This is a genomic window from Nioella ostreopsis (assembly GCF_004000255.1).
Classification (GTDB): Bacteria; Pseudomonadota; Alphaproteobacteria; order Rhodobacterales; family Rhodobacteraceae; genus Nioella; species Nioella ostreopsis.
The window spans coordinates 63668-76342 of record NZ_RCIQ01000004.1; the positions used below are offsets into that span (position 1 = coordinate 63668).

Consider the following 12675-nt stretch of genomic DNA (forward strand, 5'->3'; position numbering starts at 1 on the left):
GATCATGGAAGGGGCCCGCTGCGGCCCCTTCCTTTTTTGGGGTCAGCCCGAGACTTCGAGCAGGAAACCGGTTGTCGTTTCACCGATGCCGATCTGCCCGCGCCCGCCAGACCCGAGGGCATCCGCCCCAAAGGCTGCGGCGGCGCTTGCGATGATCATCAGGATGCCGTTAGCGGGGGAGCGTCCGCTGATTTCCAGTGCGAGGGTGCCGCGGGTCGCCCCGCTTACGTAGCGTCCGGACATGAAATCCTGAATCTCGAAATTTCCAAGATTGCTGCCAATCCGCACCGTGATGTCGCGCGCCATCAGGTCCTGAATCTCGAAATTCCCCAATTGCAACGTCGGCGGCATTCCGATGTTGAACTGGCTTGAGGGGGGCATTCCGATGTTGAACCCCGAGACTTCCAACAGGAATCCACTGCCCCGTCGGGGTCTTACGGTGGCTCGGGCACCGGGGTCAGCGGTTGCCTGCACGATGGCGCCGGATTGGGCAAGGGCCGCGGTGGTATTCAACAGGGGAAGGCTGGCGAGGGAAGCGAGGAACAGTCTGCGATCCATAATAATACTCCGATATCAATTGAGGGTCTGGCGGGCTGAAATGCGCCCGCATCACAGAATAGCACTATCGCGCATCCCGACCAAGCATGTGATGTCACAGCTTCGGGACCGCGTATAGTGAAAGCTGAACTTCCCACTGGATCGAAAGGGAATTTCCCGGCTATTCTCTGACCACACGATGCAGCAGCACAGAGGCCCGATGCCGGTCAGTTTCAAGATATTCCGCGATCGAGGGCTCGTCTATGTCAAGTATGAAGGCTTTGCCCTGCTGGATGAAAGCGCCAGGACCTTCGCAGCCTATGCCGCCCATCCCGAGTTCAGACCGGGGCAGAAGCAGCTCGTGGATCTGGCGGGCGTGACCGGGATCGAAAAGGACTATGTCAAGCTCTTCGCGCTTCAGGCCAGAAAGGCGGATGTCTTTCTGGGTACAGGGGTGCAAACCCTACTGGTCTACTACGCACCGACCGAAATATCGCTGAACATGGCCGAGGCGGTGATCAAGTCATGGGAACCCTCGGGCGCCGTGATTCCCTTGGTGCAGGAGGACGAAGCGGAAACCCTGCAACTGCTTGGCCAGCCAGAACGCAGCTTCGACGCGCTTTTGCAGGCCGCGCGCTGACGCTTCGGGATATGTCCGTCCCGGATCCGGGGGCGCGTGCGAAACAGGCCCCCGGACCTTCCGAGTATATCAAACCTAGCAGGGTAGCGGTGGCAGCCCCTCGCAGGATTCATCGGCGATGAAGTTGTCGTTGTCGTCGTCCATTGGATTGCCGACCTGAATTTCGCCTTCACAGCCCGGCTCAAACCCGGAATCGCAGCGGAAGCGAAGTTTCAGCGACGCGCCCTCGTGGATGGCATAGGCAGCAAGCGCGAAGGCCATAGCGAAAACCGCCAGCATGAACCCCCAGAAGCCAAGCGCCTGGGTGCCGCCACCGCCGCCGCCACCATCGTCGTCATCATCATCGCCGGCGGCCTGACCCGATCCGCTGATGTTTCCGACGCGGTAATCGAACGAGATATTGGGGGCCTGTCCGGACAGCCTGAAATCGAGATCGACACTGTCTTCGTTCACGTCCACCACGCGCAGCGGCATCGTGCCTTCCTGCAGGAAGCGGCGCGAAAGCCGGACAATTCCCTGCGGCAGGGTCATGCGGCGAAACTCGTCGCCTTCCGCGGTCCGCAGCATGATCACGACCTCTCGACGCCGGTTGCCGGGATAGACGCGCGTCACGATCCGTCCGCGCGGACTGTTGGCGACCGCGATACCAATGGGCGAGACGCCGTCGGTCTCCTGCGCGAAGACCCGCGCCGAGAGCGGCACGCCGAGCGCACCCATTGATGTCAGTGCGAGAGAAAGAAAGCTTCGTCTTTTCATGAGGATGCTCCTGGCTTTGGCTTGAAATCGAACCGTTTGAATGGATTTCAGGATTGCTTGCCGAACGCGCCCTGTCAACGAAAAGACCCGCCTGAAACCAGGCGGGCCGAAACGTGCTGAAATGAGGGGGGGTGGTTCAGCGGGTCGTGGTTCCACGACCACCGTCACCGCCGCCGCGGGTGGTGCCGAGGCCACCTTCCGAGGCAAATCCGTCGATCTGGGCCATCAGGCCGGTGCTGCGGCCGGTGACCTGATCGGCCTGAACGGCGCCAGCAAGAAGGGCAGTGAGGCTGAGGGCGATGGCAAGGGCTTTGATCATGGGTCCGTCCTGACTGGTCTTTCCAAGGAGTATGCCTGTCTGTCGTCCCACCCCCGCCCCCGGTTCAAAACTTTTTTCTAAGCCCCGTCTTTCCTTCAACCAAAGGTTGCTTTGGCCGTCGCGGCCTGCGACGCTGCCTGCATTCGCAACAGGAGATTACCGATGACCACCCTCACCCGCCGCACGACGCTCGCCGCGCTTCTCGCCACCCCTTTCGCGCTGATCGCGGGCCGGTCGCAGGCCGCCGCCCACGCGGTCACGATCGAAGGCTTTGCCTTTTCGCCCGCCGAACTGACGGCCGCCGTCGGAGATACGATCACCGTCACCAATAATGACGGCGCCCCCCACACGCTGACTGCCGACGATGGCAGCTTTGACACCGGTCGCCTGAACCGGGGGCAAACAGGGGAAATCACGCTGACCGCCGCCGGCACCTTCCCGTTCAAATGCGCGTTCCACCCCAGCATGACCGGAACGATCACCGTCGCCTGACCCCGGTTCTTCTGCCGCGACCGAAAGCCCCGACCCCGCGCCGGGGCTTTTTTCTTGGCAAATGGCCGGTCTCGGGTTTTGCTGATGCAAACGGTGGAGGACATCATGGCACGCAAAGAGCCCCCCTTCTCTCTCGGGATCGAGGAAGAATACCTTTTGGTCGATCAGACCAGTTGCGATCTGGTTGAGGCCCCGAAAGAGCTGATGGAGGCCTGCGTCAGCGAACTGGAAGGACAGGTCAGCCCGGAATTCCTGCAATGCCAGATCGAGATCGGCACCCGTGTCTGTGCCGATATCTCCGAGGCGCGGGAGGATCTGAAGCGGCTGCGGTCCACCGTGTCCCGCGTTGCGGATGCCTATGGGCTCGCCCCGATTGCGGTGTCCTGCCACCCCTTCGCCGATTGGAAGAACCAGCACCACACCGACAAGGACCGTTACAATGCGCTGGCCCGCGATCTGGGGGGCGTGGTGAACCGGATGCTGATCTGCGGGATGCATGTGCATGTGGGGCTTGGCACCGACGATCTGCGCAATGACCTGATGGGGCAGCTGTCCTATTTCCTGCCGCATCTCTTGGCGCTGTCGGCCTCCTCGCCCTTCTGGCAGGGGCGCGACACCAAGCTGGCCTCCTACCGGCTGACCGTCTTCGACAACCTGCCGCGCACCGGGCTGCCGCCCTCCTTCCCGTCCTTTGCCGATTACGAACGCACCGTCGATGTGCTGGTCGATCTTGGGATCATCGAGGACAGTTCCAAGATCTGGTGGGATCTGCGCCCCTCTGCGCGCTTTCCGACGCTTGAAACCCGCATCTGCGACGTGAACCCGCGACTGGAAGACACGCTGACCCTGGCCGCGATGATCCAGAGCCTGTCCCGCATGCTCTTCCGCCTGCGCGGCCTGAACCAACGCTGGCGGCTCTATGATGCTTTCCTGATCGAGGAAAACCGCTGGCGCGCGCAGCGTTATGGCACCTCCGAGGGGCTGATTGATTTCGGCAAGCGGGAGATTCTGCCGATGGCGCAGCTGGTCGAGGACATCATCGAGCTGACGGCAGAGGATGCCGCCTATCTTGGCTGCACCGCCGAGTTGGACCGCGCCCGCGACATGGTCGCGCGCGGCACCTCCTCTGACCGGCAGCGCGCGGTTCTGGCGGCGTCACTGGAGGCCGGAAAGCCCCAGGACGAGGCCATGCGCGACGTGGTGCGCCACCTGATCGAGGAATTTCACGCGGATTTGTGACGCCGCGCACCTCCTTGCAAAACTCTTGCAAGATTTGGTAATTAAACAAGTGTTCAATTCTGGGAGGATTGCCGCCACTTGCCCTTGGGTCTCTTCGTTGTCATCTCCACCTTCGTGGTCGGTATAGGCACCGCCTATATCACCGTGCGGCGCAACCCCGGCTACCGGCAGGCGCTGCGGGACTGGAAGACACTGAAAGACCCCTTCGGTCTGAGAGCCTGGCGACAGTATTTCTGGTTGCGACTGCTGCCCATCGGGGCGGCACTGGCCTGGATGATCCTCTGGGTCCTGATTATCGAAGTCCTGAGGTGGATGAACGCATGAATTTCGAACTGACCGACGAACAGGTGATGATCTTCGACATGGCGAAAGCCTTTGGCGAGGAACATATCGCCCCCTTCGCGATGGAATGGGAAGCGGCGGGCACCATCCCGAAAGACCTCTGGCCCAAGATTGCTGAGCTTGGCTTTGGCGGGCTTTACGTGTCCGAGGAATACGGCGGTTCGGGCCTGTCGCGGCTGGATGCGACTTTGGTCTTCGAGGCGCTCGCCATGTCCTGCCCCGCCGTCGGCAGTTTCCTGTCGATCCACAACATGTGCGGCGGCATGATCGACAAGTTCGGCTCGGACGAGACCAAGGCGAAATGGCTGCCCGACCTCTGCACGATGGAGAAGGTGTTTTCCTACTGCCTGACGGAACCGGGATCGGGATCGGACGCCGCCGCCCTGCGCACGCGGGCGGAACGGACCAATGAGGGCTATGTGCTCAATGGCACCAAGGCCTTCATCTCCGGCGGCTCGTATTCCGATGCCTACGTGACCATGGTCCGCACCGGCGAGGACGGGCCCAAGGGCATCTCCACCGTAGTGGTCGAGGACGGGGCCGAGGGGCTCTCCTTCGGGGCGCTGGAACGCAAGATGGGCTGGCTCGCCCAACCCACGGCGCAGGTGCAGTTCGACGATTGCAAGGTGCCGGCGGGCAACCTCATTGGCGAGGAAGGCAAGGGGTTTGTCTATGCCATGGCCGGGCTTGATGGCGGGCGATTGAACATTGCCGCAAGCGCCCTTGGCGGTGCGCAGAAGGCGCTCGACCTGACGCTGGCCTATATGGGCGAGCGCAAGGCCTTCGGGCGGACCATCGACAGTTTCCAGGCGCTGCAATTCAAGCTGGCCGAAATGGAGGTCAAACTGCAATCCGCCCGCACCTTCCTGCGCCAGGCGGCGTGGAAGCTGGACCACAAGTCCCATGACGCCACCAAGTTCTGCGCCATGGCCAAGATGTATGTGACCGATGCCAGCTTCGACGTGGCCAATACCTGCCTGCAACTTCATGGCGGCTATGGCTACCTCGCCGATTACGGGATCGAGAAGATCGTCCGCGACCTGCGGGTACACCAGATCCTGGAAGGCACGAACGAGATCATGAGGCTTATCGTTTCCCGTCAAATGCTTGCGGAGCGCGGTTAATGTCAGACATCACCTGCCGCATCGAGGGCCGCGCGGGCCGGATCACGCTGAATCGCCCCAAGGCGCTGAACGCACTGACCTGGGACATGTGCCTGGAGATCGAGAAGGCGCTGATTGCGTGGGCAGATGACCCGGTCGTGAAACTCCTGATCATCGACGGGCTGCCCTGCGAGAAAGCCTTCTGTGCGGGCGGCGACTTGGCCGAGATGTATGCGACCGGCAGCGCCGGTGATTACAGCTATGGCCGCCGTTTCTGGCAGGACGAATACCGCATGAACGCGGCGCTGTTCAATTTCCCCAAGCCCGTCGTCACCTTCCTGCATGGCTTCGTCATGGGCGGTGGCGTCGGCGTTGGCTGCCATGGCTCACACCGCATCGTCTGCGACGACAGCCGCATTGCCATGCCCGAAACCAGGGTGGGGCTGGTCCCCGATGTGGGCGGCTCGCTGATCCTCGCCCGCGCGCCGGGGCGCTTGGGCGAATATCTCGGCGTCACCTCCGCCCGGATGGGGCCGGGCGACGCGATCCATGCGGGCTTTGCCGATTACTACATGCCGCGCGACCACTGGGCCGCGCTGATCGACACGCTGGTCGAAACCGGAGACTGGGACGCCGTGGATCGCAGCGCCCTGCCCGCCCCTGACTCGAAGATCGCATCGCAACAAGCTGATATTGATCGGCTTTTTGGTGGCGAAACCCTGCGCGACATCGTCAACCTCCTGCAGGTGACCGACAGCGACTTCGCCCGGGGCGCCCTGAAGGCTATGGATGGAAATTCCCCCATTTCAATGGCTTGTGCGGTGGAGCTCATCCATCGCAGCCGCATGAAGGACACGATCGAAGGCGCGCTCGACTTGGAATACCGCTTTACCGCGCGGTCCATGGAAAAAGGCGATTTCCTCGAAGGCATCCGCGCCCTCATCATCGACAAGGACAACGCGCCTAGGTGGCGCCATGCCGGGCCGGGCGCGGTTCCGCCCGCCGAGGTTTCGGCCATGTTCCGGCCCCTTGGGGCGGATGCTCTGACCCTCTGAAGGAGAGACATAATGAAGATCGGTTTCATCGGCCTTGGCAATATGGGCACCCCCATGGCCTCCAACCTTTTGGCGGCGGGCCATGAGGTGACGGGCTTCGACCTCGCCGCCCCCGCGCCAGAGGGCGTCACCATGGCAGCAAGCGCGGCCGAGGCCGCCGCAGGCCAGGACGTGGTCATCACCATGCTGCCCAATGGCGCAATCCTGAAATCCGTGGCCGCCGAGGTGATCCCTTCCATGGCCAAGGGCGCGGTGCTGCTTGACTGCTCCACCGTCGAGGTGGACGCCGCCCGCGACGTGGCAGACCAGTGCGAAGCGGCGGGTCTGGGCTTTCTCGACGCGCCTGTGTCAGGCGGCGTCGGCGGGGCTGCGGCAGGCACGCTGACCTTCATGGTGGGCGGCAGCGACGCGGCCTTCGCAACGGCCAAGCCGCTCTTCGACATCATGGGCCAGAAGGCCGTGCATTGCGGGCCTGCGGGCAACGGTCAGGCGGCTAAGATCTGCAACAACATGATCCTGGGCGTGACCATGATCGCCACCTGCGAGGCCTTCGCGCTGGCCGACAAGCTGGGGCTGGCGCGCGACAAGATGTTCGACGTGGTCAGCACCTCCTCGGGTTACAGCTGGACCATGAACGCCTATTGCCCGGCGCCCGGCGTCGGCCCGCAAAGCCCCGCCGACAACGACTACAAGCCCGGATTCGCGGCGGAACTGATGCTGAAGGACCTGCGCCTGTCCCAAGCCGCAGCCGAGGCCGCCGATGCCGACACGCCCATGGGGCAGGCCGCAGCCGCGCTTTATGAACAGTTCGTGGAACGCGAGGACGGCAAGGGCATGGATTTCTCCGCCATGCTGCCGCGGTTCGAAAAGCGTCATCGCGAGAGTTGATCGCACGCATATCGGCAAAGGGGTGACCCCGGTCCAAACGATCGGATCAGGCGTTGCCCCACTACGCTCTCCGCCCGCGCAACCGTCCGCTTCAGCGGACAGCGGGCCGACGAAGGCCCCCGCGCAAGCGGGGGTTTGAGGAGGCACGCAGCCACCGCCCGTCAGGGCAACAATATCCAACTGTAAGGAAAGTGGCGCGGTTGACGGGGCTCGAACCCGCGACCCCCGGCGTGACAGGCCGGTACTCTAACCAACTGAGCTACAACCGCGCAGAGTGGGCGTTTTGCCCGAATGTGGCAGCGGTGGCGCGGTTGACGGGGCTCGAACCCGCGACCCCCGGCGTGACAGGCCGGTACTCTAACCAACTGAGCTACAACCGCCCGCTGCTGCCGCCTTGGGGCGTTGATCCCCGTGGCGTGAAGCGGGTTCTATGTGCCCCGCGCCCCCCCGTCAAGCGCGGTTTTGCGCATAAATCCCTGTCGGGCGACTTTTTTCGCAGCCACCCCGCGCGGGCTTATCCACGCCTCAGCGGACGGCGCGGGGCGACCGGACTGCGGCGCTGTCTTTCGCGCATGAAAACATGGATCCCGGCCCCCGCGATCAACACGGTGCCCGCCAGAACCCAAAGGTCCGGCACCTCGCCGAACACCAGCCAGCCCGAGGCGATGGCCAGCGGCAGTGCCGTATATTCAAACGAGGAAATCGTCGCGGCGTTGCCCATCTTGTAGGCCGCCGACAGCAGGTAACCGATCGCACCGGACATGCAGCCAAGCAGGATGAAGAGCGGCCAGTCGCCCGGCGTGGGCCAGACCCAGGCCCGGAACAGGAAGACAAGGCTTTCCGCCTCCACCCCTTCTGCAAACCGACCATCGCCTGCCACCAGGTAGAAGCCGATGCTGACCACAAGGAACACGCCCTGGATATAGACGGCCAGCGCCGAGGCCTTGGAATAGACCCCCAGTTTTCGCGTCATGACCTGCATCGCCGCATAGGCCGTGGCCGCAAGCACCGGCAGCAGAAGCGTCCAGCGCTCCGGGGCGTCTTCGCCTGCCATGCCGGGGCGGGTCATGACCAGCACGCCCGCAAAGCCCACGATGATCGCCGTGATCCTGTGCACGCCGACCTTTTCCCCCAGAACCACGACCGACAGCAGCGTGATGATCAGCGGTGCCACGAAAAAGGTCGCCACCGCATCCGCCAGCGGCATCACCGCCAGCGCCGCGAAATAGAGCATGTTCGAGATCACCACGAAGAGCCCGCGCAAGAGGTGCAGCCCCGGCGTCGCGGTGCGCAATTCGCGGAAACCGCCCTCGAATTGCAGGATCACCAGCGAAAAGACGATCCCGATGGCCGAGCGCACGAAAACCATCTGGTGCAGCGGGTAATCCCCGCCAAGCGCCTTGATCAGGGAATCGTTCACGGTGATGAAGACCATGCCAGCCAGGATCAGGAGGATCGCAAGCGGCGGAGTCTCCTCGGTCGGGCGCGGAGGGCCGGGCATCTCGTCTGCTTTCATTGGGTCGGGCGCGGGCGGCGAAGAATTCCGTCACGCTCGCACCAGCCCTAACGCGAAACCCCTGCCATGAGAACCCTTTGCGGCCTTAGTCGTTTTTCCCCCAAAGCGGCCCCCGATCCGGCGCGGGGATGAACTCCGCATCATCGCCGGGGGGCAGGTGGAACGGCCCCGATTGCCAATCGGCCGCGCGCCAGGCTTCCTTGGCCTCCAGGATCCGCTCCTTGCTGGAAGACACAAAATTCCACCAGATATGACGCGGACCATTGAGCGTGGCGCCGCCAAGCAGTACCAGCCGCGCGCCCGCAGGGCCCGCCGTCAGCGCCAGACGGTCACCGGGGCGGAAGACCATCATCTCGCCCGCGCCATGGCTTTCGCCCGCAAGCGTGACCGAGCCCTCGGCGACGTAAACGCCCCTGTCCTCATGATCATCGGGCAAGGGCAGAACCGCCCCGGCCTGCAACACCGCATCGGCATAGAACATCTCGGAAGGGACCGGCACCGGCGCGGTTTCGCCATAGGCGGAGCCCAGGATCAGGCGCAGTTCCTTGCCCTCCGCCTCCAGCAGCGGCAGATCGGCCTTGCCCGCGTGATGGAACTCCGGCGCACGCTCTTCCTGATCCTCGGGCAGAGCGATCCATGTCTGGATGCCGAAGAAGGGCATGGGCAGGGTCTGGGTCTCGTCATCGGTGCGTTCGGAATGGGTAATCCCCTGCCCCGCCACCATCAGGTTGACGTCGCCCGGTTCGATCCAGCCATCGGTGCCCAGGCTGTCGCGGTGGTGCATCCGGCCCCGGTAGAGGTAGGAAATCGTCGCAAGTCCGATATGCGGATGCGGGCGCACGTCGAGCCCCTGCGTGGGCAGCATCTCGGCCGGGCCCATCTGGTCGAAGAAGATGAAGGGGCCGACCATCTGCCGTTTGGGGGCTGGCAGTGCCCGCCGCACTTCAAATCCGCCGAGGTCGCGGGCGCGGGGAATGATCAATGTCTCGATGGCATCGACCCCGTCACCCAACGGGCAATGCGGGTCAAGGGCGGGGTTCCAGCTCATGTCCTTCGTCTCCTGGATAGGGGGTCATTGAGCTGAATGTAGGACTTGTGGGATATCAGGAAACACCGAGCGCCGAACAGCGTCTGTGCCCTAGCGCAGGTTACCAAGATGCCAAAGATGACACGGCGACCATGCGGATCTTCCTGCTGGTTATCATGAGGGGGATGGTGGGTCGTGAGAGGCTCGAATTCTACTTGATATCAATATTATCAATGCTTTACTCGGCGATTTGTAACCATGTAACCGCCTCCATTCTGGACCGAGTGACGTTGCGTCAATTGGATCGGACTTGATAGTATCTGGTGGATAGTGCACCCGGCATCCTGACGTAAGAACCCGCCGCCACCACAACAGGAAATCAGAGCACATGACCCGACAACAGCGCAGAAGAGCCGAAAGGGTGGCGGCCAAGAAACCCCGCTACGACAAGACTGAGGTTTTCACGTTTACCGGCGATGATGGCCAAGAAGAATGGTTGGCCGTTGAGCCATTGAGGAAATGGGCGGAAAGTGCCTTAGAGCTTGTGAGTGTCGATATAGAACTGAGCAAGGTTGAGGATATTCTAAAATCCGGACGTGTCGATCAAGCTCATATCCGCAACTTCACATTTAAGAATGACCCCAAACCGATTTTGGTTTGTGAGGATTACCATGAAGGCTTGTCGGAAATCGTTGATGGCAATCATACCTATGTTGCTATGGCCGCTGCCAGCGCGATGGCAGAACGGAGCGGTATGCAACTATCCATGCCGCTCCGTGCCCCAGCTTATGTAATCCCACGATCCGAATGGACGCGATTTCTGGTCCCCCTAGAAGATCGTATCACCAAGTAATGAGTGGCGGTGTCAGCCGTGCTTTTCCTCTGCCATGGCCTTCGAGGTCTCGACTAAGAAAAGTGCCATTGATCCAGCCAAGTTGACTGCTAACGCGGCATGACGAGCTTGCGGTCTCACACGACGCCTCCCACCAGCATGGGCATCCGAGAGCTTGTTGCGCAATGTGCCGAGACTCTGCACCACGCTCTGACAGTTTCCGAGGATGGTTTTGAAAACCACCTCATTGTGTTGAGAGGGGGCAAGGTTGAGGGTTTGTGCCGCTTCCATATATAGCTTCGGCAAATCCCACTTTTCATCCCAATCTTTTTTTGAATCCTCAATCACGTGCTTGCAGACCTCTTCCAGCAAGGTCCGCGCTGCGGTTATCGCCGCTTCTGGATCGGTGTGCCGTCGCTCAAGGGCCTTACTCCATGCCGCCTGAACGGCTGGCCCGTCATACTCTTCAAGAGCATCGGTAATTGCGAGGTCGGCCGCACCTCCCCCGGTCTCCAAGAATGACAAAACCGGTTTGAAAGTCTCTTGGACATACCCACGCCGCCTTGCCCAAGATCCTGCCCCGCTGGCAATTGCCGACAGGGCCGTCCGTAGGGAATCGGCATCATTTGAATAGCGAATGTAGTCAGGCAGAAGGGACCGGATTGTAGGATCTTCCATCAAGCGCGCCCTGCACTCATTGTAGATGTAGGGTGAACCGCCCTCTGTAGTAAGCTGCACAATCGTGTTGCGAAGCTGAATCGCTACCTCAAGAGGATCATCTGGTATTTCGGGGTCCGTCAGGAATCCGTTCATGAGCCACACTAGTTGCCTGTTATTACGGGGACTCGGCCAAATGATTAAAGCGCCGAATCCCTTAGATGATTGTCTAAAAATTGAAAACCATGATGGGTGTTAGCGCACCCGGTCTCCTGACGCAACAACCGCCGGAATTACCCGGCGGTTGATCAGACTAGTGTATTTATTGCGTTAGGCAGCAATCTCACCTCGTTCATCATCATCCACACTGAAAACGTCAACATGATCCTGCCTGGGGCCATGGTGGACGGCAATCATCGTGCCGCCATCCGGGGCGTTCAAGAATACTTCCACGTAGAAATCATCTTCTTCATCGCCACCGAAGACATAGTGTGGGGTAACGTCATTGTTACCGGGGCATCCGTAGAGCTTGTGAAGGTATCCGTCGAATTGCTTACGGCTCAGGCGGCGGCTTCTGGTTGGTGCCTTGGCTTCATCTGGCGTCGGTGTATACTTGGTCATGTCATTTCCTTTGGTTAGGTGTGATGTTCGGGTCTGGTCACCGTCGCCAAACACTGACCAGACCCACCTTCCTTATAGCAATTCCGAAATAGGATTTACGTAGGATTCCATAGGATTTTTGCTCGTCACAGGTAGAGAGGAACCACATGGCTGAAACGAAGGACTGTTGGGACAAGGCTGCTATTGTCTTCGAAGGTCTAGGCAAGGTGCTCGTTCCCGTGTTGGTTGCCTATGCAATTTGGAGCTGGAACACGTCAGCAAGCGAGCGGGCTGCCGCTGCAAACATCGCGGCGAGCGAGAGAGCGACAGCCGCTACAATGACTCAGATCGCAATTGGAGTGCTTGCTGAACCCGTCGTTCTCGGTGAAACAAGTGCTGAGCTGCGACACTGGGCAACCCGCGTCCTTCAAAACCCGACCTCTCCACCCGCGCTGTCAGACGAGGAAGCCGCTACGCTTGTATCTGAGGCGCTGCCATGGGGGGCGGGCGTGTCGATAAGTTTTTCCGGGGGATACGGGGGTTATGGTGCCTCCTCTGAGGTAGGATATCCATCGTTTACTCGCGAGATCGAAGAAAACCTTCCATCCGAGGGCAGCGATGGGCTTTCCAATGAGGAAGAACAGCTAGAATTAGGTGACGACTGAGGCATTT

Annotated in this window: 16 protein-coding genes and 2 tRNA genes; 9 read left to right on the forward strand and 9 right to left on the reverse strand. The window is 61.3% G+C overall.

All coding sequences use genetic code 11. The features are described 5' to 3' along the window. Positions 1-42 precede the first annotated feature (42 nt). The gene (locus EP237_RS05705; protein ID WP_127559019.1) at positions 43-558 is read right to left on the reverse strand and encodes a hypothetical protein; all 516 of its coding nucleotides are present in this window, start codon (positions 556-558) and stop codon (positions 43-45) included. 178 nt (positions 559-736) lie between these two features. Between EP237_RS05705 and EP237_RS05710 the strand changes: the two genes are divergently transcribed. Further along, the gene (locus EP237_RS05710; RefSeq protein WP_240661528.1) at positions 737-1177 is read left to right on the forward strand and encodes a hypothetical protein; all 441 of its coding nucleotides are present in this window, start codon (positions 737-739) and stop codon (positions 1175-1177) included. A gap of 75 nt (positions 1178-1252) precedes the next feature. Here the strand turns inward: EP237_RS05710 and EP237_RS05715 are convergent, their stop codons facing one another. Next, a complete protein-coding gene (locus EP237_RS05715) occupies positions 1253-1933 on the reverse strand; it encodes a hypothetical protein (RefSeq protein WP_127559021.1) in 681 nt (226 codons plus the stop codon). 136 nt (positions 1934-2069) lie between these two features. Beyond that, on the reverse strand, positions 2070-2252 hold the full coding sequence (locus EP237_RS05720; protein ID WP_127559023.1) for a hypothetical protein: 183 nt from the start codon (positions 2250-2252) through the stop codon (positions 2070-2072). 162 nt (positions 2253-2414) lie between these two features. On the opposite strand from EP237_RS05720, the gene EP237_RS05725 reads away from it, so the two are divergent. The 6 genes from EP237_RS05725 (at position 2415) to mmsB (ending at position 7371) form a co-directional block, all read left to right on the forward strand. Continuing rightward, complete coding sequence (locus EP237_RS05725; protein ID WP_127559025.1) at positions 2415-2744, forward strand: cupredoxin domain-containing protein; 330 nt, start codon at positions 2415-2417, stop codon at positions 2742-2744. Positions 2745-2849: 105 nt separating this feature from the next. Continuing rightward, the gene (locus EP237_RS05730; RefSeq protein ID WP_127559027.1) at positions 2850-3983 is read left to right on the forward strand and encodes a carboxylate-amine ligase; all 1134 of its coding nucleotides are present in this window, start codon (positions 2850-2852) and stop codon (positions 3981-3983) included. A gap of 84 nt (positions 3984-4067) precedes the next feature. Beyond that, a complete protein-coding gene (locus EP237_RS05735; protein ID WP_127559029.1) occupies positions 4068-4307 on the forward strand; it encodes a hypothetical protein in 240 nt (79 codons plus the stop codon). Further along, positions 4304-5449, forward strand: coding sequence for an acyl-CoA dehydrogenase family protein (locus EP237_RS05740; protein WP_127559031.1), 1146 nt, complete (start codon positions 4304-4306; stop codon positions 5447-5449). The genes EP237_RS05735 and EP237_RS05740 overlap by 4 nt, the downstream gene beginning before the upstream one ends. Then, complete coding sequence (locus EP237_RS05745; RefSeq protein WP_127559033.1) at positions 5449-6483, forward strand: enoyl-CoA hydratase/isomerase family protein; 1035 nt, start codon at positions 5449-5451, stop codon at positions 6481-6483. The genes EP237_RS05740 and EP237_RS05745 overlap by 1 nt, the downstream gene beginning before the upstream one ends. Positions 6484-6495: 12 nt before the next feature. Then, complete coding sequence (mmsB, locus tag EP237_RS05750; RefSeq protein ID WP_127559035.1) at positions 6496-7371, forward strand: 3-hydroxyisobutyrate dehydrogenase; 876 nt, start codon at positions 6496-6498, stop codon at positions 7369-7371. 192 nt (positions 7372-7563) lie between these two features. Here mmsB and EP237_RS05755 read toward each other — a convergent pair. The 4 genes from EP237_RS05755 to EP237_RS05770 form a co-directional block, all read right to left on the reverse strand. Beyond that, positions 7564-7640: transfer RNA gene (locus EP237_RS05755), tRNA-Asp, on the reverse strand. Positions 7641-7674: 34 nt separating this feature from the next. Beyond that, positions 7675-7751, reverse strand: a tRNA-Asp gene (locus EP237_RS05760). A gap of 134 nt (positions 7752-7885) precedes the next feature. Further along, positions 7886-8887, reverse strand: a complete 1002-nt coding sequence (locus tag EP237_RS05765) for a DMT family transporter (protein WP_240661530.1) — start codon at positions 8885-8887, stop codon at positions 7886-7888. Positions 8888-8972: 85 nt separating this feature from the next. Then, on the reverse strand, positions 8973-9935 hold the full coding sequence (locus tag EP237_RS05770; RefSeq protein WP_127559037.1) for a pirin family protein: 963 nt from the start codon (positions 9933-9935) through the stop codon (positions 8973-8975). Between the two features lie 367 nt (positions 9936-10302). Here EP237_RS05770 and EP237_RS05775 point away from each other — a divergent pair, with 367 nt between their 5' ends. After that, positions 10303-10767: a hypothetical protein gene (locus EP237_RS05775; protein ID WP_127559039.1), complete on the forward strand. Its 465-nt coding sequence runs from the start codon at positions 10303-10305 to the stop codon at positions 10765-10767. 12 nt (positions 10768-10779) lie between these two features. Here EP237_RS05775 and EP237_RS05780 read toward each other — a convergent pair whose 3' ends face one another. Continuing rightward, positions 10780-11559 carry an abortive infection family protein gene (locus EP237_RS05780; protein WP_127559041.1) on the reverse strand — a complete coding sequence of 260 codons (780 nt, stop codon included), beginning with the start codon at positions 11557-11559 and terminating at the stop codon, positions 10780-10782. A gap of 174 nt (positions 11560-11733) precedes the next feature. After that, positions 11734-12024 (reverse strand): hypothetical protein, encoded by a 291-nt coding sequence (locus EP237_RS05785; protein WP_127559043.1) that lies wholly within the window; start codon positions 12022-12024, stop codon positions 11734-11736. A 146-nt stretch (positions 12025-12170) separates the two neighbouring features. On the opposite strand from EP237_RS05785, the gene EP237_RS05790 reads away from it, so the two are divergent. Further along, positions 12171-12668 carry a hypothetical protein gene (locus tag EP237_RS05790; RefSeq protein WP_127559045.1) on the forward strand — a complete coding sequence of 166 codons (498 nt, stop codon included), beginning with the start codon at positions 12171-12173 and terminating at the stop codon, positions 12666-12668. Positions 12669-12675: the final 7 nt, after the last annotated feature.

What these genes read in the sequence shown, in the direction of transcription:
- EP237_RS05705 (WP_127559019.1), bottom strand. Translation starts at nt 558, where the DNA reads ATGGATCGCAGACTGTTCCTCGCTTCCCTCGCCAGCCTTCCCCTGTTG.
- EP237_RS05710 (WP_240661528.1), top strand. Translation starts at nt 737, where the DNA reads ATGCAGCAGCACAGAGGCCCGATGCCGGTCAGTTTCAAGATATTCCGC.
- EP237_RS05715 (WP_127559021.1), bottom strand. Translation starts at nt 1,933, where the DNA reads ATGAAAAGACGAAGCTTTCTTTCTCTCGCACTGACATCAATGGGTGCG.
- EP237_RS05720 (WP_127559023.1), bottom strand. Translation starts at nt 2,252, where the DNA reads ATGATCAAAGCCCTTGCCATCGCCCTCAGCCTCACTGCCCTTCTTGCT.
- EP237_RS05725 (WP_127559025.1), top strand. Translation starts at nt 2,415, where the DNA reads ATGACCACCCTCACCCGCCGCACGACGCTCGCCGCGCTTCTCGCCACC.
- EP237_RS05730 (WP_127559027.1), top strand. Translation starts at nt 2,850, where the DNA reads ATGGCACGCAAAGAGCCCCCCTTCTCTCTCGGGATCGAGGAAGAATAC.
- EP237_RS05740 (WP_127559031.1), top strand. Translation starts at nt 4,304, where the DNA reads ATGAATTTCGAACTGACCGACGAACAGGTGATGATCTTCGACATGGCG.
- EP237_RS05745 (WP_127559033.1), top strand. Translation starts at nt 5,449, where the DNA reads ATGTCAGACATCACCTGCCGCATCGAGGGCCGCGCGGGCCGGATCACG.
- mmsB (WP_127559035.1), top strand. Translation starts at nt 6,496, where the DNA reads ATGAAGATCGGTTTCATCGGCCTTGGCAATATGGGCACCCCCATGGCC.
- EP237_RS05765 (WP_240661530.1), bottom strand. Translation starts at nt 8,887, where the DNA reads ATGAAAGCAGACGAGATGCCCGGCCCTCCGCGCCCGACCGAGGAGACT.
- EP237_RS05770 (WP_127559037.1), bottom strand. Translation starts at nt 9,935, where the DNA reads ATGAGCTGGAACCCCGCCCTTGACCCGCATTGCCCGTTGGGTGACGGG.
- EP237_RS05775 (WP_127559039.1), top strand. Translation starts at nt 10,303, where the DNA reads ATGACCCGACAACAGCGCAGAAGAGCCGAAAGGGTGGCGGCCAAGAAA.
- EP237_RS05780 (WP_127559041.1), bottom strand. Translation starts at nt 11,559, where the DNA reads ATGAACGGATTCCTGACGGACCCCGAAATACCAGATGATCCTCTTGAG.
- EP237_RS05785 (WP_127559043.1), bottom strand. Translation starts at nt 12,024, where the DNA reads ATGACCAAGTATACACCGACGCCAGATGAAGCCAAGGCACCAACCAGA.
- EP237_RS05790 (WP_127559045.1), top strand. Translation starts at nt 12,171, where the DNA reads ATGGCTGAAACGAAGGACTGTTGGGACAAGGCTGCTATTGTCTTCGAA.